This window comes from Cupriavidus sp. 2TAF22 (assembly GCF_052115045.1).
Classification (GTDB): Bacteria; Pseudomonadota; Gammaproteobacteria; order Burkholderiales; family Burkholderiaceae; genus Cupriavidus.
In genome coordinates this window covers 222,412-237,970 of record NZ_JBFRFX010000001.1, presented here as the reverse complement: position 1 = coordinate 237,970, position 15,559 = coordinate 222,412, and the positions used below count along the sequence as shown (strand labels likewise).

Here is a 15,559-nt window from a genome sequence, read left to right as displayed (position 1 = left end):
CGGCTTCGCGCGCCCCGCCCTTCAGGGCTGTGCCGCCGCGCGCGGCAGCCGGACCTGGAAACACGAGCCCCGCCCTTCCTCGCTGGTCACGCGGACCTCGCCTCCGTGCAGGTCGACCACCAGCCTGACCAGATAGAGCCCGACCCCCGCGCCCGCCGTGCCGGCCACGTTGCCGCCGCGCACGAAGCGCTCGAAGATATGGTCGCGGTCCTTGTCGGGGATGCCCATGCCGCGGTCCGACACCGACACGCTGAGCGCATCGGCGTCGCCTCGCACATACACGACGACCGGCGTGCCCGCGGGCGAGTACTTGATGGCATTGCCGATCAGGTTGCTGAAGGCCTGGAACAGCAGCCTGGCATCGCCATGGATTACCTCGCTGACGCCCGGGTCGACGATCTCCTCGATGCTCGCCGCCGGCGAGCTCTCGCGGTGCATGTCGCAGACTTCATGCACCAGCAGGCCCAGCGAAAAATCGACGCTGCGCAGCGTGGCCAGGCGCCCGCCGTCCAGCAGTTGCGAAGAGTCGAGCAGATGGTCGATGAGGGAGGTCATGCGGCGCACGGCGCCGCGGATGCGCCCGCAGCGCTCGGCCAGCACCTCGGCCGAAGGTGCTTCCTTCATGCGCATGAGACGCTGGGCATGGCCGTCGATGACGTTGAGCGGCGTGCGGAATTCGTGCGAGGCCATCGAGACGAAATTGCGCTGGAGCATGGCCATGCGCCGCTCGTTCTCCAGCGTGTCCTGCAGCATGGTGGTCTGCGCGGCCAGCGCGGCCTTGCTGCCCTCCAGCTCCAGCGTGTTGTCGCGAAAGCGCACCACCGCGCGCGCGATCTCGCCGATCTCGTCCTTGCGGCCGGCGCCCGGTATGTCCACATGCGGATCGTTGTCGGTGATGCGGTGCATGCGCTCGACCAGCGCCGCGATCGGGTTGGATACCGCCATGACCAGGTAGGCCACCGCGGCGATCACCAGGCAACAGGACACCAGGATGGCGCCGGCGATCAGCCGCCGCGCCTCCTGATAGGCATCGGCCTCGCGCGCGGTCGCATCGGCCGCGCCCGCCACGTTGCGCTCGGTCAGCACGCCGAGCGTGCCGTTGGCCCGCTCGAATGCGCGCCGCGACTCGCCGCGGTACAGCGCCACCGCCTGCGTGGTGTCTTTCTGGTGGGCCAGCGACACCACCTCGTCCACGCGCTGGCGGTAGGCCGACCACTGCGCGATGAACTGCTCGTAGAGCGCCCGTTCGGCCGGGTCGTGCGCGATCTTGCCGTAGCGCCCCTCCACTTCCTTGATTACGTCGTCGAGCTTGCCGATCTGCTCCTGCGCGGCGCGCAGGTCGGCGCGCGTGGTGGCGATCAGCGCGTCGCCCTCGAACGCGCGGTAGTCGGAAATATAATTATTGAGGTCGCCGAGGATGCGGTTGCTCTGCAGCCAGCGCCCGCTGATCTGCGCCGATACGCTGTGGAAGCTGCTCAGGCGATTGATGCCGAACAGCCCCACGCCTACCACCAGCAGCAGGAACAGCACGAAGACAAGCGAAAGCCGCACGCGTATCGGCCTGAGCATCGGCACCGAATCGGGCAGCCGGGCAAGCCGCCGCCCGAGCCCGCGGCGCACGCGGCGGCGGCCAGATGCCGGATGAAGCGAGTGATTCATGAGACTTTTATCCTGAAATTCGCTACGCTCTGCGCGTCCACCCCAGTCAATCAAGGATCGCCATGCCAGACGCCAGCCGCAAGATACTCTGCATCGAGGACGATGCGGAAACGGCCGCCCTGATTGCCGAGGAGCTGGTCGAGCGCGGCTTTGCCGTCAGCATCGCGCATGACGGCGAACAGGGATTTGCCGCCATCCTGCGCGATACGCCGGACCTGGTCCTGTGCGACGTGAGTATGCCAGTGATGACCGGCTTCGAACTGCTGGAGAAAATCGTCTCGCTGGCCCCGCGCTTCGCCGACATGCCGTTTGTCTTTCTCACCGCGCTGGCCCAGCGCGAAGCCGAACTCAAGGGCCGCAGGCTCGGCGCCGACGACTACGTGACCAAACCCGTGGATTTCGACATCCTCACCAGCATCGTCGATGCCAGGCTGGCCCGCGCGGCGCGCACGCGCCCGGGGCTGCACGCGGTGCAGTTGAGCGAGCGCGAGGTGGAGACGCTGGTATGGTCCGCGCGGGGCAAGACCTCCGGGGAGATCGCCAGCATCCTGGGCTTGTCCAAGCGCACCGTGGACTTTCACATCGACAATGCCCGCCAGAAGCTGGGCGTGGCCACGCGCATCGAAGCGGTGGTGAAGGCGGCTTCGGCCGGGATCATCAAGCCGTAAGGTGCGCGCAAGCCACGCGCGCGTCACACCGGGCGGCACGGACCCGCTCCCGGGCGGCCGCCCACTGTGATCAATCACAGTTTCGACCGCTCCCCATCCCAAATAGAATCTGCGCACTTTCACCGCTCCCGGAGCATGGGCCGGTTCGCCCGTGCCGACGTAATGAGCAGATTCCACCCGTCCCAACCTACGGCGACAGGCCACGACCTCGTCAGCGCGCATGCCCTTGTCCAGGAGCCGCGCCGCGCGACCACGCTGATCCATATCGGCGCGCGCGCGACGGGTGCGGGCGGCGACGCCGACCTTGCCACCTTCCTGCTGTCCGCCTGGCGCCGCCTGCACACGGCGAGCCGCCGTCCGCCGCGCTGCCCGCGCTGCGGCGAGCGCGCGGCCTTCCACAGCACGGACGAGGGCGGCCTGCCCCAGTTCCAGTGCACCGGTTGCCGCCAGCCGTTTACCCGCCTGACCGGCACGCCGGTGGGACGCCTGCGGCTGGGCGACAAGGCCGAGGCATTCTTTGGCCTGGCGTCGCGCCAGATCACCGTGGCGGAAGCCGCGCGGCGGCTCCTGATCAAGAGCGAGACCGTCAGGCACTGGTCGCTGCAGACCCGCCTGTGGCTGCTGTCGCTCGATCCGAAAGGCGACTGGGAGCGACGCATGCTGCTGGGCGTGCGCTACGCGGTGCTGCCGGAAGGCGGCCAGGTGAAGACGCTGGCCGCCACGCGCGAGTGCCGCTGCGCCGTGGCATCCGACGATAGCGATGCGCTCGCCGAAATCGAAAACCCGCCCCTGCTGGTGCGGGTGTGCCCTGTCTGCGAGCTGAAGGCGCACTAGCTCCGCACGAGGCCGCACCCCGCTGCGGCGGGACGCCGTCCCTGCGGCATTGCCCCGGCAGTCACGGCGCGGGCGTGGCGAGGTCCTCCTCCACGAAGCGCAGCAGCGCTTCCGCCAGGGCTTCGCGCGGGTAGGCATTCTGGGTGACGAACAGCGAGCCGACCGTGGGATGCGTGCGGGCGACCGGCACCGCCATGGCCCAGTGATCGGCATTCACATACCCCATCAAGGTGCTCGCGGGCACCACCTGGTCATAGAAGATGACCTGGCTGTCGTTGCGCGGATCCACCCGCGCGAGCTTGTCGTAGCTCGATGACAGGATCGACGAAATGCGCTCCGGCCGGGGGAACGTGACCAGCGAGTAGTAGTGCAGCTCGCGTGGCAGCGGATTGCGTGCCAGCCAGGCCTTGCGCACGGCGGGCCGCAGGCTTTGCACCGCGCCGCCGTCGCCGGACTGGCAGGTCGCGCCCGGGAAATGGCGCAACAGGTCCGCCTGGTATTGCTCGGCGTCGTTGGCCAGCGGCGAGCCGCCGACCGCCCCGGCCACGCTGACCACCGCCGCCAGCCGGCTGCGGATCTCCGGATACGCGACCACCGCTTCGAGGATGTCGGGCGCCCCTTTCGAGTAGCCAACCAGCACCAGGCGCGGCGCGCCCTCGGTCTGCGGCATGGCCATGATTGCATCGCGCACCTCGCGCGCATTGGTTTCGATGCCGGACAGGGCGTCGACCTCGAGCAGCCTGGCGTCATAGCCGAACTGCTGCACGTGCGTGGCGACCGTGCCGGGCGTCTTGAGCCACGGCGCGAAGCACTGGTAGCCGATGCCGGGCACCAGCAGCGCGACCAGGCCCCGCCTGGACTGGCCCAGGTCCACGGGCCGGCCGGTGCCGGCGGGCTCGTCGCCCACGCGGGTCAGGGCGTCGTCGCAGGGCCGCGCATCGGGCACGGCAGCGCCGCGCGCCTGCAGCACCGCGCAGTAGATCTCGCGAAAACGGGCCCGCCCGTCGCGCACGCCGGCCTGTGCCGCGGGCACGAGCGCAAGCGGCGGCGTATCCGCCGAGTAGGGCGTGAGCGGCTGGCCGGCGCATGCGCCAAGCGCGAGACAGGCGGCGATGACCGCGTTACTTGTGCGCATTGCCCTTCTCCCCGCCGGCGGCAGCGGCGGCGTCGCGCCGCTCCAGGTACGGCACCCAGTCCAGCAATTCCACGTCGGAGAGGCTCAGCGGGCGCGTGGCGAAGAACATCACCGCCCGCAGGCCATCGGTATGGTAGGCGGCGCCGGCCAGCGTCGCCCTGGGCTGTGCCCTGGGTGCCTGGCCCACGCCCTCGACGAAGCCCAGCTTGTCGAGGCCGCCCGAGTAGATCATGTCCTGCACCAGCAGGTTGCGCGCTTCGTCCACGTCCGGGTGCAGGACGAGGCTTGCCTGGTCCGGGGGCGCGAAGCGTCCGCCGAGCGGCCGACCGACCTGCACGAGATAGACCGGCTGGCCCTGGAAGCTGACCGGCGCGAGCCACACGCGCATCCACGTTGCCGGCGCGCCCTCCTGCGCCTGCTTGCGCAGCACCGTGTCCGGCGCGCGGCCGAAGACGTACTGCGCGGAATCGGCTTCGCGCGGGTCGCGCCGATAGTTGCGCCGCACCGCCGCCGTGCCGAGGTCGGCCAGCGCGCCGATGATCACGACATTGATCGGGTCACCCCGGGTGTTCCTGCTCGCATCCGTGGCGCAGGACGGCTGCCGCTCGAGCGCGCCGCGCAGCGCGGCGAGATCGCTGTAGTCCGTGACCCCGCCAGCCGGGTATTGGAACATGGTCTGCGAGAAGCGCGGGCTGGCCGCGTCGTCCGGCACGATGAGGAACAGGGAGAACGGCACGAGCGTCCTGGCCCCGAGCAGGTCGATGTTCACGAGCTTGGTGCCGCGGTCCGGATTGGTGAAGACGATGCCCGAGCGGGTCCCTCCCGGCGGAATCGGGTTCTTGAAACCGAGCCCGTTGAAGTGGGCGTCGATGCGTGCATTGGTGGCCCCGCCGAGCGGCGAGTGCATGGACCACGCCACTTCGAGCGGCGAGAAGTAATCCGGGTCGGTGCCCGAGCGCAGCAGCCACAGCACCTGCGGGCCACCGTTGTGCACTTCGACCCAGATCGGCTGCACATTGGTCTTGTTGACGTCGGCGCCGAACATGCGCTTGCTGTCGTCGGTGCCCAGCACCGCCGCGCTCACGCGTACGTCCTGCCTGTCGGCGCTGACGGCGCGCGCGCGCAGCGGGGCATCGTCCACGTCCTGCGGCGCCTGCCAGGTGGCACAGCCGGCCAGGCCGAGCAAGAGGCTCGCCATGCGCGCCGTGCGATACCACCGCCCCGGCCCGCTCATGGCCGCGCGCCGCCGCTCGCGGTTGCGGTTGCGGACGTGTCTCCCACGCGCCACGGGAAGTACTCGATATCGGACAGCGACGTGGGCTTGCGATCGAATATCAGCAAGGTACGGTACCCGTTGGTGTAGTAAGGATCAGTGGTCAGGTTTTCCCGCGGCTTGTCTTGCGGGGCGGCACCCACGCCCCCCACGAAGCCGAGCTTTGCGAGATTCTGCGAGTAGGCCATGTCTTCGGTCAGCGCCGTGCGCGCCTCGTCGACGTCCGGGTCGATCTTGTGCGTCGTCAGCGTGGGCGAGTGGATGGTGAGGCGGCTGCCGATATCGCGGCTGATCTGGCCCACCCACACCGGCTTGCCGTGGTAGCGCATGGGACTCAGCCAGAGCCGCAGGTGATTGCGCTGGTGAATGGTGCCGCGGCCCTTCTGCAATGCCAGGTCCTGGGCCCGCCCGTACAGGAAGAGGTCGCTCACCGGCGCATTGAGGTAGCGCTCGCCGGACAGCGCGGAAGTCACCATCCGCGTGATCGCGCCCGCCCACCTGGCCTCGGTCGGGCGCCAGCCGCGGCGCACCAACGCCGGGAAGGCATCGTCGAGACCGCCCACGACCACCAGGTTCAGCGGATCGCCCAGTTTCGTGCCGTCCTTGTTGCCTGCGCAGCAAGGCAGGGCCTCGAGCGCGGCACGAAAGGCGTCGTCGTCCGTGTAGTCCACGATCTGGTCCGGCGCATAGATCTGGCGCCGGAAGACATCGCTGGCCTTGTAGTCGGCGCGAAAGCCCGGTACCACCATAAGGATCGAGAAAGTCGTTGCGCGCCCGCTCGCGACCAGGTCAAGCTGCACGAGCCGTGCCCCCTCGCTGGCGTTGGTCAGCACGAACCCCGTCACGGACTGGCCAGGCGCCACCGGATTGTGGAAGGCGAGCTGGTCAAAGCGCCGGGCGAGGTCGGCGCGCGTGGTCTGGGCGTCGGCCGGGGCAAACGCTTCGGCCGCCTCGGAGGCGGGGAAGAATGCCGGATCGAGGCCCGGCGACAGCAAGTAGTAGCTCTGGGAACCGCTGTTGCGTACCTCGACCCAGACCGGCTGCACGCCTTTTTGCGCCAGCGGAACGCCATACACCTCCGCGCTCTCCGCATCGGAGAGCACCGCCGCCGATACCTGCAGGCCATTCTCGCTGCGCGTCAGGGCGCGGCTCTTGTAGTCGCCTTCCGGCGCGGGCGGTGCCGCCGGCATGCAGCCGGCGAGCGCGCCGGCCACGGCGACTGCGCCCAGCGCTCGAATCACGATGCGGTCCATCGCGTCACCTCACTGCGGCGGGTAAGGGCAGAGGTCTTGCCGGCAGGGCCGGCGCATGCACCGGTCGGTGTCGCGCGGATGCCTGGAAAAGTATATGTCTCGCCGGGCGGCGCGGCGGGCCCCTTCAGGCCGCTTTGCGCGCGGTGCCTCAGCCGCCGGCGCGCTCGAACACTTCCCGCAGCCATTGCACGAACACGCGCACGCGGGAGGAGAGCTGGCGGTTCTGCGAATACAGCACCGAGACCGGCATCGGCGGGGGCGGAAATGCACCCAGCACCACCTGCAGGCGGCCCAGCCGCAGTTCTTCGGCCACGCGGTAGCGCGGCACCTGCACCAGCCCGAGCCCGGCCACCGAGGCACCTGTGTAGAGATCGGCGCCGGTGACCGAAACGGTGGCCGCCAGTTGCACCGCCGTCACGCGGCCATCCACGGTGAACTCCAGCGGTACCGCCTTGCCCGTGCCGCTGGAAATGTAATTGACCGCGCGATGCGCCGCGAGCGCCTCCGGGTGGTGCGGTTCGCCGTGCCCGGCCAGGTAGGCGGGGCTGGCCACGGTGACCTGCTCGAGCAGCGCCACGCGCCTGCCCACCATCGACGAGTCCTGCAGGTTGCCTGCGCGCAGCACGCAGTCCACGCCTTCGCGCACCAGGTCGACCAGGCGATCGTCCTCGCCGATATGCACCTCGAGGTCCGGGAACTGCGCCAGGAAGCCCGGCAGCGCCGGCACCACGAAGTGCCGCGCCAGCGTGCCCTGGAGGTTGACCCGCAGCAGCCCCTTCGGCGCCGTGTTGCGGAACGAACCTTCGGCTTCCTCCAGGTCCGCTATCAGGCGCACGCAGCGGCGGTAGTAGGCGTCACCGTCGTGCGTGAGGCGTACCGTGCGCGTGGTGCGCTCCAGCAGGCGCGCGCCCAGGCGCAGTTCCATGCGCTTGATCAGGTTGGTGATGGTGGCGCGCGGGATGCGCAGATCTTCCGCGGCCTGGGTGAAGCTCTGGCGCTCGGCGATGCGTACGAAGGCCTGCATTTCCTGAAAGCGGTCCATACGGCCTCATTGTTAAAGCAAACGGAGCAATGATATCAATTTAACGCCGATTATCTGCAGACCGGAATAGTCCATGATTCATTTCACCAACCCACCACTGCAAGGAAATGCATCATGAACACCACTGCAAGCACCGCGACCACCGCCACCACCAACGGCAAGGTCGCCATCGTCACCGGCGCCTCGCGTGGCATCGGCGCCGCCATCGCGCGACGGCTTGCCCGCGACGGCTTCGCAGTAGCCGTCAACTACGCCTCCGGCGCGGCGCCGGCCGAAGCGCTCGTGGCCGAACTCAAGGCTGCGGGCGCCACCGCCATCGCCGTGCGGGCGGATGTGTCGGATGCCGGGGAGGTGCGCCGCATGTTCGAGATCACCGAGCAGCAGCTGGGCAAGGTCGACGTGCTGGTCAACAACGCCGGCGTGCTCAAGACCGTTCCGCTCGCCGACACCAGCGACGCGCTCTACGACCAGACCTTCGACATCAATGTGCGCGGCACCTTCAACACCCTGCGCGAGGCCGCCGCCCGCATGGGCGAAGGCGGGCGCATCGTCAACTTCTCCAGCACCACGCTGGCGCTGAACATGCCCGGCTATGCGGTCTACAACGCCACCAAGGCAGCGGTGGAAGCGTTCACGCACGTGTTCGCCAAGGAACTGCGCGGCCGCAATATCACCGTGAACGCCGTCGCCCCCGGCCCGATCGCCACCGCGTTGTTCCTCGACGGCAAGACCGACGAGCAAATCCGGGCCTTCGCCGGGATGGCGCCGCTGCAACGCCTCGGCCAGCCGGAAGACATCGCCTCGGTCGTCGCCTTCCTCGCCGGCCCGGATGCCGGCTGGGTGAACGGCCAGATCCTGCGCGCCAACGGCGGCATTGCCTGATCCCTGCCGCGCCACGACAGGCCACCACGCCGACGCTCACCATATCCAGGGAGAACCACCATGCAGAACGCCAGCCGGCAAGTCATCCTCGTCACCGGTGCGGGCACCGGCATCGGCAAGCTCAGCGCCCGGGCGCTGGCCGAAGCGGGGCATATCGTCTACGCCACCATGCGCGACACGGACGGCCGCAACCGCGAGCACGCCCAGGCACTGCGCGCGCTCGCCACGTCCAGGAAGCTCGCGCTCCATCCGCTTGAACTCGATGTGCTGTCGCAGGAATCGGCCGATGCCGCCGCCGCGGCCATCGTGCGCGAGCAGGGCCGCCTCGACGTGGTGATGCAGAACGCCGGGCATCTGGTAGTCGGTCCCACCGAGGCGTTCACGCCCGAGGAAATGATGCGCGTGTTCGACACCAACCTGTTCGGTGCGCAGCGCGTGAACCGCGCGGTGCTGCCTTACCTGCGCCGGCAGGAAGCCGGGCTGATGCTGTGGATCAGCAGCACCACGACCAAGGGCGGTTTCCCGCCGTTCATGGGCCCCTATGGCGCGGCCAAGGCGGCCATGGATTCGCTGGCGGTGACGCTGGCCTACGAGCTGGCGCGCTTCGGCATCGAGACTTCCATCGTGGTGCCGGGCGCCTTCACCCGGGGCACCGCGCACTTCCCCAGCGCAGGCAAGCCGGCCGATGCCGCCACGGCCGCCGCCTACAGCCGCTACGACGGCGTGATGGACCAGATCGGCGAACGCCTCGGCGCGCTCACGCCCGAGGACGCCGATCCCCAGGCCGTGGCCGACGAGATCGTGCGCATCGTGGGCCTGGCCGCCGGCACGCGCCCGATGCGCTCGGTGATCGATTTCGTCGGCGACGGCGCGCGCGAAGTGCTGGAAGTGTCGGAACGCGTGCGGATCAGCTTCGCGCAACGCATCGGCATGGGCGACCTGCTCGAGGCCCGGATCTCGCGCTGAGCCCCGCGCGCCAACCATCAGGCGGGCCGCGCATGGCCCGCCGGCACACCCCCGGAGGGGCCATGAACCGATGGATCCGACTCGCATTCAACCTGCTGCTGCCGGCCCTGCTCGCCTCGTGCGAAGCCGGTCCCGCGGCGCACGCCGATGCCGCTCTCACCCAGGGCAAACCCATGAAAGCCTCGAAGACCTATCTGTACCTGCTGCGCAAGACGCCGTTCTTCACCAGCCTGGACAGCGAGCAGTTGCGCTGGACCATCGACCATTCGCGCGAATGGGAGGCGCAAGCCGGCACCGTGATCGCACAGTGCGAGCGCACCGGCGCGGCCGGCGGCGCGGACAATGCCGACGTCTGGATCCTGCTCGACGGGGGCTGGCAACTCGAGCACGCAGGCAAGGCCTATCCCGCCGGCCATGCCGACCCGGGCAACTGGTTCAGCGCGCGCCAGGCCACGGGCGACTGCCGCCTGGTCGCCACCGGGCACAGCTACGTCATGCGCATCGCACGGGCAGAGTTCGACGACATGGTGGCGCGGGGCTTTGCCTTCGGCCGGCACCTGGATGCAGGGATGCGCCACTACCGCGCGATCTTCGGCGCCGCGGCGCAGGCCGCCGGCAGCCCCGGCGCGCAGGCCGCGCCGTAGCGCACCAGGCCGCCGCGCGGGCAAACGCGGTGGCCCCTGCCTACAATGGGAGTTACCCTCCACGACCGACAATCACCCACACATGACCATGCATCGGGCTTCAAGGCGGCCTTCCTGGATCAAGCGACTGGCGGGCCTGCTGGCCTGCAGCGTCCCGCTGTGGGCAGCCGCGCCGGCGCATGCACAGTCCGCGCAGCCTGGCGTGGCATTCTCCGCGGGCCAGCCCGGCGGTACGCTGCCGGCGGGCTGGAAGAACCTGCCGGTTGCGCAAGGCAAGGCATCGACCCGCTACAGCCTGGTGGCCGACGGCCGCACCACCGTGCTGCAGGCGGACGCCACCGCCTCGGCCTCGGCGCTGATGCATGAGGGCGACATCGACCTCGTCGCCACGCCCCAGCTGAGCTGGCGCTGGAAGATCGATCAGCCCATCGCCAACGCCGACAACCGCGTGGCCGCCCAGGAGGACGCGCCGGCACGGCTGGTCTTCATGTTCGACGGCGACAAGGGAAAACTCTCGCTGGGCGACCGTACCGCCATGCGGCTGGCCAAGACGCTGGCCGGCGAGGAATTGCCCTATGCCACGCTGATGTACGTCTGGTCCGACAGCGCGCCGGCCGGCACCATCATCGACAACCCGCATACCTCGCGGGTCAAGATGATCGTGGTGTCGGGCAGCCCGGACGGCGCAGGCAAATGGCTGTCGCTGAGCCGCAACGTGGCGCAGGATTACAAACGCGCCTTCAACGAAGCGCCCGGCAAGCTCACCGCCTACGGCCTGCTCACCGACACCGACAACACCGGCGCGACCGCGCGCGCATGGTACGGCGATCTCCGCTTTTCGGCGGGGAAATGACGCCGGACGGGGACAGCGGGCGGATGGCCGGCCTGTACTTCCTCAATCCGCGTGGATTCCCCGCTCGCGGATCAGCTTGCCCCACTTCTGGGTCTCGTCGGCCAGGTGCTTGCCCAGTTGCGCCGGCGTGCTGCCGATCGGCTCGGCGCCGATGCCGGCCAGGCGGGTGCRCACCGAAGGCTTGGCCAGCGCGGCCACCATGGCCTGGTTCAGGCGCGTGACCACGGCGGGCGGCGTCCTGGCCGGCACGAAGGCGGCGAACCACGGCGACAGGTCATATCCCTTGACGCCGGCTTCGGCCATGGTGGGCACGTTCGGCAGCGCGCTGGAGCGCTTGCTGGTGGTGACCGCGATCGCCGTGAGCTTGCCGGCATCGATATGCGGCTTGGCCGAGGTGATGCTGTCGAACATGTAGTCGACCTGGCCGCCGAGCAGGTCGGTCATGGCGGGGCCGCTGCCCTTGTACGGCACGTGCAGCATCTTGACCTCGGCCAGCGAGGTGAAGAGCTCGCCGGCCAGGTGGATCGAGGTGCCGTTGCCGGCCGACGCGTAGGTGTACTTGTCCGGGTTGGCGCGCGCCGCGGCGATCAGGTCGGGCACCGTGGCCGGCAACTTCTTGACCTTGCTCGTGACCAGCACATTGGGCACCACCGCCAGCAGCGAGACCGGGGCGAAGTCCTTCACCGGGTCATAGTTCAGGCGGCCGTACAGAGCCGGATTCACCGCCATGCCGTTGGCCACGATGATCAGCGTGTAGCCATCCGCGGGCGAGCGCGCCACCATCTCGGCGCCGATATTGCCGCCCGCGCCGGGGCGGTTTTCCACCACGATGGCCTGGCCGAGCGAGGCCGACATTTCCTCGCCCAGCGTGCGGGCGATATTGTCCATGGCGCCGCCGGCGGGGAATGGCACGACCCAGCGGATCGGCTTCTCGGGCCAGGTGCCGGCGTGGGCCGCGGGCGTCGCGGCCAGGGTGGCCAGTGCGCAGGCGGCGCCCATGGCAAAGGCGCGCAGGAATGGCAGGCGCATCAAAGTCTCCTCTTGGATTTATGGAATCGGGATCGGGGGCCAGAATGGAAAGCGGCGCGCAGGCAATGCAGGCATCCAGGCGTTGCGCGGCGCCGCCGTGCTACTTGATCGACGAGGGATGCTTGGCCAGCGGCGTGACGTGGATCTCCATGTACGAGAACAGCGGCAGGCCGGACAGCATGGCGTGCAGTTCGTCGTTGGTCTCGGCATCGAAGACGCTGTAGTTGGCGTACTCGCCCACCACGCGCCAGATATGCGGCCACTTGCCCTGGCGCTGCAGGTCCTGCGAATACGCCTTCTCGCGCGCCTTGATCTCGTCTGCCTGCGCCGCCGGCATGTCGGCCGGCAGCTTTACGTCCATTCTCACCAGGAACAGCATGTTCTCGTCCTTGTTGCGTTCTTTGCGTTAATCGATCGCCGCGGCCAATCAGGCGCGGCGGTAGTGCGTCAGCTTGTCTTCATCCAGCGTCAGGCCCAGCCCCGGGCCCTCCGGCAGGTGCAGCGCGAAGTCGCGGTATTCGGGGCGTGCCGTCACCACGTCGTCCTTGAGCAGCAGCGGGCCGAACAACTCGGTGCCCCAGGCCAGGCGCGGCAAGGTGCAGAAGCCATGCGCGGCGGCGATGGTGCCCACGCTGCCTTCGAGCATGGTGCCGCCGTACAGCGCGATGCCGGCGGCATCGCCCACCGCCGCGGTGCGCAGCATCTCGAAGATGCCGCCCGACTTGGAGATCTTCAGCGCGAACACGTCGGCGGCGGCCAGGCGCGCCAGCTCCATGGCATCCTCGGGTCCGCACACCGCTTCGTCGGCCATCACCGGCACCACGAAACGGGCCGCCAGGCGGGCCAGCGCGCCGCGCTGCTCGCGCGGCACCGGCTGCTCCACCAGATCGATGCCGGCGGCTTCCAGCATGGCGATGCCGGTGGCGGCGTCGGCCTCGTTCCAGGCCTGGTTGACGTCCACCGTGACGCGGGCGCGGTCGCCCAGCGCGCGCTTGATGGCCGAGACGTGCGCCACGTCGTCACGCACGGAACGGCGGCCGATCTTGAGCTTGAAGGTGTTGTGCCGGCGCGCCGCCAGCAGGGACTCGGCCTCTTCGATGTCGCGGCCGGTATCGCCGCTGGCGAGGGTCCACAGGCAGGCCAGGTTGGGACGCACGGCGCCGCCCAGCAGTTCGGACAGCGGCAGGCCCAGGCGTTTGCCCTGGGCGTCGAGCAGCGCGCTTTCCAGCGCCGACTTGGCAAAGCGGTTGCCGCGCGCCACCGAGCCCAGGCGCTGCATGGCGGCGTGGATATTGCACGCGTCGATGCCGGCAAGCGCGGGCGCCAGGTAGGTATCGATGGTCAGCTTGATGCCTTCGGGACTTTCGTCGCCGTAGCTCAGGCCGCCGATGGTGGTGGCTTCGCCGATCCCCTCGATGCCGTCGCTGCAGCGCAGCCGCACGATGACCAGGGTCTGGCGCTGCATGGTGGTCATGGCCAGCTGGTGCGCGCGAATGGTGGGCAGGTCCACCAGGATGGCTTCGACGGAGGCGACGGTTGCTTTCATGCTGAGTGACTACCTTTATGTCTACCGGGGTATGAAATCGCTGGCGGTGCGCCGGCAATACGCTCCCATGCAGTATGTGGCTTGACATTGCGGGTGTCCAAGACCGAGTATGTCCCGATCAATACCTTGAAAGTATGAAAGGACATGGCCATGGAGCTTCGCCACCTGCGCTATTTCCAGGCCGTCGCGGCCGAGCTCAACTTCACCCGCGCCGCCGAGCGCCTGCATATCGCCCAGCCGCCGCTGTCGCGCCAGATCCGCCAGCTGGAGGATGAGCTCGGCACGGTGCTGCTGGACCGCTCCTCGCGCACGGTGCGCCTGACCGAAGCGGGCCGCTTCCTGCTGGAGCAGTCGCTCCAGCTCAACCAGCGCATCGACGAGATCATGGAAGGCACGCGGCGCATCGGCCGCAACGAAAAACACTGGTTCGGCATCGGCTTCGTGCCGTCGGTGCTATACGGCTTCCTGCCCGAGCTGATCCGCCAGGTGCGCGGCTCCGACACGTCGCTGGAAGTGAGCCTGTCCGAACTCACCACGGTGCAGCAGGTAGAAGCGCTCAAGGCCGGGCGCATCGATATCGGCTTTGGCCGCATCGTGCTGGATGATCCCGCCATCACCCGCAGCGTGGTGATGGCCGAGCCGCTGATGGTGGCGGTGCCGGGCGGCCACCCCGCGCTGGGCCGCGCGCCGATGACGCCGGACCAGCTCGCCACCTATCCGTTCGTGCTCTACCCCGCGCGGCCACGGCCGAGTTACGCCGACCATGTGCTGGCGCTGTTCCGCACGCGCGGCCTGCAATTGCGCGTGGTGCAGGAAGCCAACGAGCTGCAGACCGCCATCGGCCTGGTCGCTGCCGGGCTGGGCATCTGCCTGGTGCCGGCCTCGGTGCAGCGGCTGCATCGCGACGACGTGGCCTATGTGCCGATCAATGCCCCCGGCTTCACCTCGCCGGTGATGATGAGTTACCGTGCCGACGACCGCTCGGCACTGCTGGCCGAGGTGATCGCGCGCGTGGGCGAGCTGGCGCAGGCGCCGCGCCAGGGCTGACCGGCACGCTCCGGGGACGCAAAAAAGCGGGGTCTATCCCATGAATGGGTGATGCGCCCCGGCGGGCCGCTTTGTAGAGTGGTCGCGCAAAAAAGATACGGGGAAATCATGCCGCTGCACTCGGGGCCGCTCATGGGCCATGTCGCTGGCCGACGACGTGGCCGTCATCCGCTCATCACGCTGTTCCATGCCTGCGCGCACACCTTGCGCGAGAGCTGGCGCGACATGCAAGGTGAGGTAGCGCTCACCGTCGAGACCCGGCCGGCACGAGCGGCCGGGCAGGTCCGGCACGGCGCCTGGCGCCTGCAGCTCAGCTACGACGACACCCCGCTCACGCCTGGCGCGCCGCGCCTCACCGCCACCGCCGCGCTGCTGCGCGCGGACGGCACCGATGTCACCGCAAGCCAGCCGCCCGCGGCCTGGACCTGGCGCCAGGCTTCCGGCCTGTCGATGCGGGCCGGCTATGGCGCCGTCACCGTCGATACCGATGGGGCGGCGAGCGCTGTTTCCGTGTGCCCGCGCGGCGTCAGCCTGTCGCTCTCCGGCACCAGCCGCCCGGCCTGCCAAGACCTTGCGGCGGGTGTGGAAGTCACGGTCCTGCTGGCCAGCGGCGAGCGCCTGAGCCAGCGCGTCCAGGCAGGGCTGCCTGGCACGGAATAGAATTTCCGCGGGCGTTCACGGACGTTCGCGGGAATTTTCACGGATTTCCGGAGCGATCCGGACATCGA

16 protein-coding genes are annotated in these 15,559 nt (G+C 69.1%); 8 read left to right on the top strand and 8 right to left on the bottom strand.

Going from position 1 to position 15,559, the window contains the following annotated elements; all coding sequences use genetic code 11:
- Nucleotides 1-21 precede the first annotated feature (21 nt).
- A complete protein-coding gene (locus AB4Z48_RS01035) occupies nucleotides 22-1,659 on the bottom strand; it encodes a sensor histidine kinase (RefSeq protein WP_441611967.1) in 1,638 nt (545 codons plus the stop codon).
- A gap of 62 nt (nucleotides 1,660-1,721) precedes the next feature.
- On the opposite strand from AB4Z48_RS01035, the gene AB4Z48_RS01030 reads away from it, so the two are divergent.
- A complete protein-coding gene (locus tag AB4Z48_RS01030) occupies nucleotides 1,722-2,327 on the top strand; it encodes a response regulator (RefSeq protein WP_441611966.1) in 606 nt (201 codons plus the stop codon).
- 162 nt (nucleotides 2,328-2,489) lie between these two features.
- Nucleotides 2,490-3,161: a DUF746 domain-containing protein gene (locus tag AB4Z48_RS01025; RefSeq protein ID WP_441611965.1), complete on the top strand. Its 672-nt coding sequence runs from the start codon at nucleotides 2,490-2,492 to the stop codon at nucleotides 3,159-3,161.
- Nucleotides 3,162-3,222: 61 nt separating this feature from the next.
- On the opposite strand, the gene AB4Z48_RS01020 is transcribed toward AB4Z48_RS01025, so the two are convergent.
- The 4 genes from AB4Z48_RS01020 to AB4Z48_RS01005 all read right to left on the bottom strand — a co-directional run bounded on the left by AB4Z48_RS01020 (nucleotide 3,223) and on the right by AB4Z48_RS01005 (nucleotide 7,864).
- Nucleotides 3,223-4,296 carry a hypothetical protein gene (locus tag AB4Z48_RS01020; protein ID WP_441611964.1) on the bottom strand — a complete coding sequence of 358 codons (1,074 nt, stop codon included), beginning with the start codon at nucleotides 4,294-4,296 and terminating at the stop codon, nucleotides 3,223-3,225.
- Nucleotides 4,283-5,494 carry an LssY C-terminal domain-containing protein gene (locus AB4Z48_RS01015; RefSeq protein ID WP_441611963.1) on the bottom strand — a complete coding sequence of 404 codons (1,212 nt, stop codon included), beginning with the start codon at nucleotides 5,492-5,494 and terminating at the stop codon, nucleotides 4,283-4,285. Before AB4Z48_RS01015 ends, AB4Z48_RS01020 begins: the two co-directional genes overlap by 14 nt.
- Before the next feature lie 32 nt (nucleotides 5,495-5,526).
- The gene (locus tag AB4Z48_RS01010) at nucleotides 5,527-6,822 is read right to left on the bottom strand and encodes an LssY C-terminal domain-containing protein (protein ID WP_441611962.1); all 1,296 of its coding nucleotides are present in this window, start codon (nucleotides 6,820-6,822) and stop codon (nucleotides 5,527-5,529) included.
- A 148-nt stretch (nucleotides 6,823-6,970) separates the two neighbouring features.
- Complete coding sequence (locus AB4Z48_RS01005) at nucleotides 6,971-7,864, bottom strand: LysR family transcriptional regulator (protein WP_441611961.1); 894 nt, start codon at nucleotides 7,862-7,864, stop codon at nucleotides 6,971-6,973.
- 114 nt (nucleotides 7,865-7,978) lie between these two features.
- Between AB4Z48_RS01005 and AB4Z48_RS01000 the strand changes: the two genes are divergently transcribed.
- The 4 genes from AB4Z48_RS01000 to AB4Z48_RS00985 all read left to right on the top strand — a co-directional run bounded on the left by AB4Z48_RS01000 (nucleotide 7,979) and on the right by AB4Z48_RS00985 (nucleotide 11,209).
- On the top strand, nucleotides 7,979-8,746 hold the full coding sequence (locus AB4Z48_RS01000) for an SDR family oxidoreductase (RefSeq protein WP_441611960.1): 768 nt from the start codon (nucleotides 7,979-7,981) through the stop codon (nucleotides 8,744-8,746).
- Between the two features lie 60 nt (nucleotides 8,747-8,806).
- The gene (locus AB4Z48_RS00995; RefSeq protein WP_441611959.1) at nucleotides 8,807-9,712 is read left to right on the top strand and encodes an SDR family oxidoreductase; all 906 of its coding nucleotides are present in this window, start codon (nucleotides 8,807-8,809) and stop codon (nucleotides 9,710-9,712) included.
- 62 nt (nucleotides 9,713-9,774) lie between these two features.
- A complete protein-coding gene (locus AB4Z48_RS00990; protein WP_441611958.1) occupies nucleotides 9,775-10,356 on the top strand; it encodes a hypothetical protein in 582 nt (193 codons plus the stop codon).
- 82 nt (nucleotides 10,357-10,438) lie between these two features.
- Nucleotides 10,439-11,209: a DUF3047 domain-containing protein gene (locus AB4Z48_RS00985; RefSeq protein WP_441611957.1), complete on the top strand. Its 771-nt coding sequence runs from the start codon at nucleotides 10,439-10,441 to the stop codon at nucleotides 11,207-11,209.
- A gap of 42 nt (nucleotides 11,210-11,251) precedes the next feature.
- Here AB4Z48_RS00985 and AB4Z48_RS00980 read toward each other — a convergent pair whose 3' ends face one another.
- From AB4Z48_RS00980 to AB4Z48_RS00970, 3 genes are all read right to left on the bottom strand, one after another.
- A complete protein-coding gene (locus AB4Z48_RS00980) occupies nucleotides 11,252-12,238 on the bottom strand; it encodes a tripartite tricarboxylate transporter substrate binding protein (protein WP_441611955.1) in 987 nt (328 codons plus the stop codon).
- Nucleotides 12,239-12,338: 100 nt separating this feature from the next.
- Nucleotides 12,339-12,617 (bottom strand): muconolactone Delta-isomerase, encoded by a 279-nt coding sequence (gene catC, locus AB4Z48_RS00975; protein ID WP_441611954.1) that lies wholly within the window; start codon nucleotides 12,615-12,617, stop codon nucleotides 12,339-12,341.
- Between the two features lie 48 nt (nucleotides 12,618-12,665).
- Nucleotides 12,666-13,784, bottom strand: coding sequence for a muconate/chloromuconate family cycloisomerase (locus AB4Z48_RS00970; protein ID WP_441611953.1), 1,119 nt, complete (start codon nucleotides 13,782-13,784; stop codon nucleotides 12,666-12,668).
- A gap of 150 nt (nucleotides 13,785-13,934) precedes the next feature.
- Between AB4Z48_RS00970 and AB4Z48_RS00965 the strand changes: the two genes are divergently transcribed.
- Both AB4Z48_RS00965 and AB4Z48_RS00960 read left to right on the top strand, forming a co-directional pair.
- Nucleotides 13,935-14,831, top strand: coding sequence for a LysR family transcriptional regulator (locus tag AB4Z48_RS00965; RefSeq protein WP_441611952.1), 897 nt, complete (start codon nucleotides 13,935-13,937; stop codon nucleotides 14,829-14,831).
- Nucleotides 14,832-14,939: 108 nt separating this feature from the next.
- Nucleotides 14,940-15,491, top strand: a complete 552-nt coding sequence (locus tag AB4Z48_RS00960; protein WP_441611951.1) for a hypothetical protein — start codon at nucleotides 14,940-14,942, stop codon at nucleotides 15,489-15,491.
- The last annotated feature ends 68 nt before the right edge of the window (nucleotides 15,492-15,559 follow it).

Coding starts and splice junctions, on each gene's coding strand:
- AB4Z48_RS01035 (WP_441611967.1), bottom strand. CDS start 1,659: ATGAATCACTCGCTTCATCCGGCATCTGGCCGCCGCCGCGTGCGCCGC.
- AB4Z48_RS01030 (WP_441611966.1), top strand. CDS start 1,722: ATGCCAGACGCCAGCCGCAAGATACTCTGCATCGAGGACGATGCGGAA.
- AB4Z48_RS01025 (WP_441611965.1), top strand. CDS start 2,490: ATGAGCAGATTCCACCCGTCCCAACCTACGGCGACAGGCCACGACCTC.
- AB4Z48_RS01020 (WP_441611964.1), bottom strand. CDS start 4,296: ATGCGCACAAGTAACGCGGTCATCGCCGCCTGTCTCGCGCTTGGCGCA.
- AB4Z48_RS01015 (WP_441611963.1), bottom strand. CDS start 5,494: ATGGCGAGCCTCTTGCTCGGCCTGGCCGGCTGTGCCACCTGGCAGGCG.
- AB4Z48_RS01010 (WP_441611962.1), bottom strand. CDS start 6,822: ATGGACCGCATCGTGATTCGAGCGCTGGGCGCAGTCGCCGTGGCCGGC.
- AB4Z48_RS01005 (WP_441611961.1), bottom strand. CDS start 7,864: ATGGACCGCTTTCAGGAAATGCAGGCCTTCGTACGCATCGCCGAGCGC.
- AB4Z48_RS01000 (WP_441611960.1), top strand. CDS start 7,979: ATGAACACCACTGCAAGCACCGCGACCACCGCCACCACCAACGGCAAG.
- AB4Z48_RS00995 (WP_441611959.1), top strand. CDS start 8,807: ATGCAGAACGCCAGCCGGCAAGTCATCCTCGTCACCGGTGCGGGCACC.
- AB4Z48_RS00990 (WP_441611958.1), top strand. CDS start 9,775: ATGAACCGATGGATCCGACTCGCATTCAACCTGCTGCTGCCGGCCCTG.
- AB4Z48_RS00985 (WP_441611957.1), top strand. CDS start 10,439: ATGACCATGCATCGGGCTTCAAGGCGGCCTTCCTGGATCAAGCGACTG.
- catC (WP_441611954.1), bottom strand. CDS start 12,617: ATGCTGTTCCTGGTGAGAATGGACGTAAAGCTGCCGGCCGACATGCCG.
- AB4Z48_RS00970 (WP_441611953.1), bottom strand. CDS start 13,784: ATGAAAGCAACCGTCGCCTCCGTCGAAGCCATCCTGGTGGACCTGCCC.
- AB4Z48_RS00965 (WP_441611952.1), top strand. CDS start 13,935: ATGGAGCTTCGCCACCTGCGCTATTTCCAGGCCGTCGCGGCCGAGCTC.
- AB4Z48_RS00960 (WP_441611951.1), top strand. CDS start 14,940: ATGCCGCTGCACTCGGGGCCGCTCATGGGCCATGTCGCTGGCCGACGA.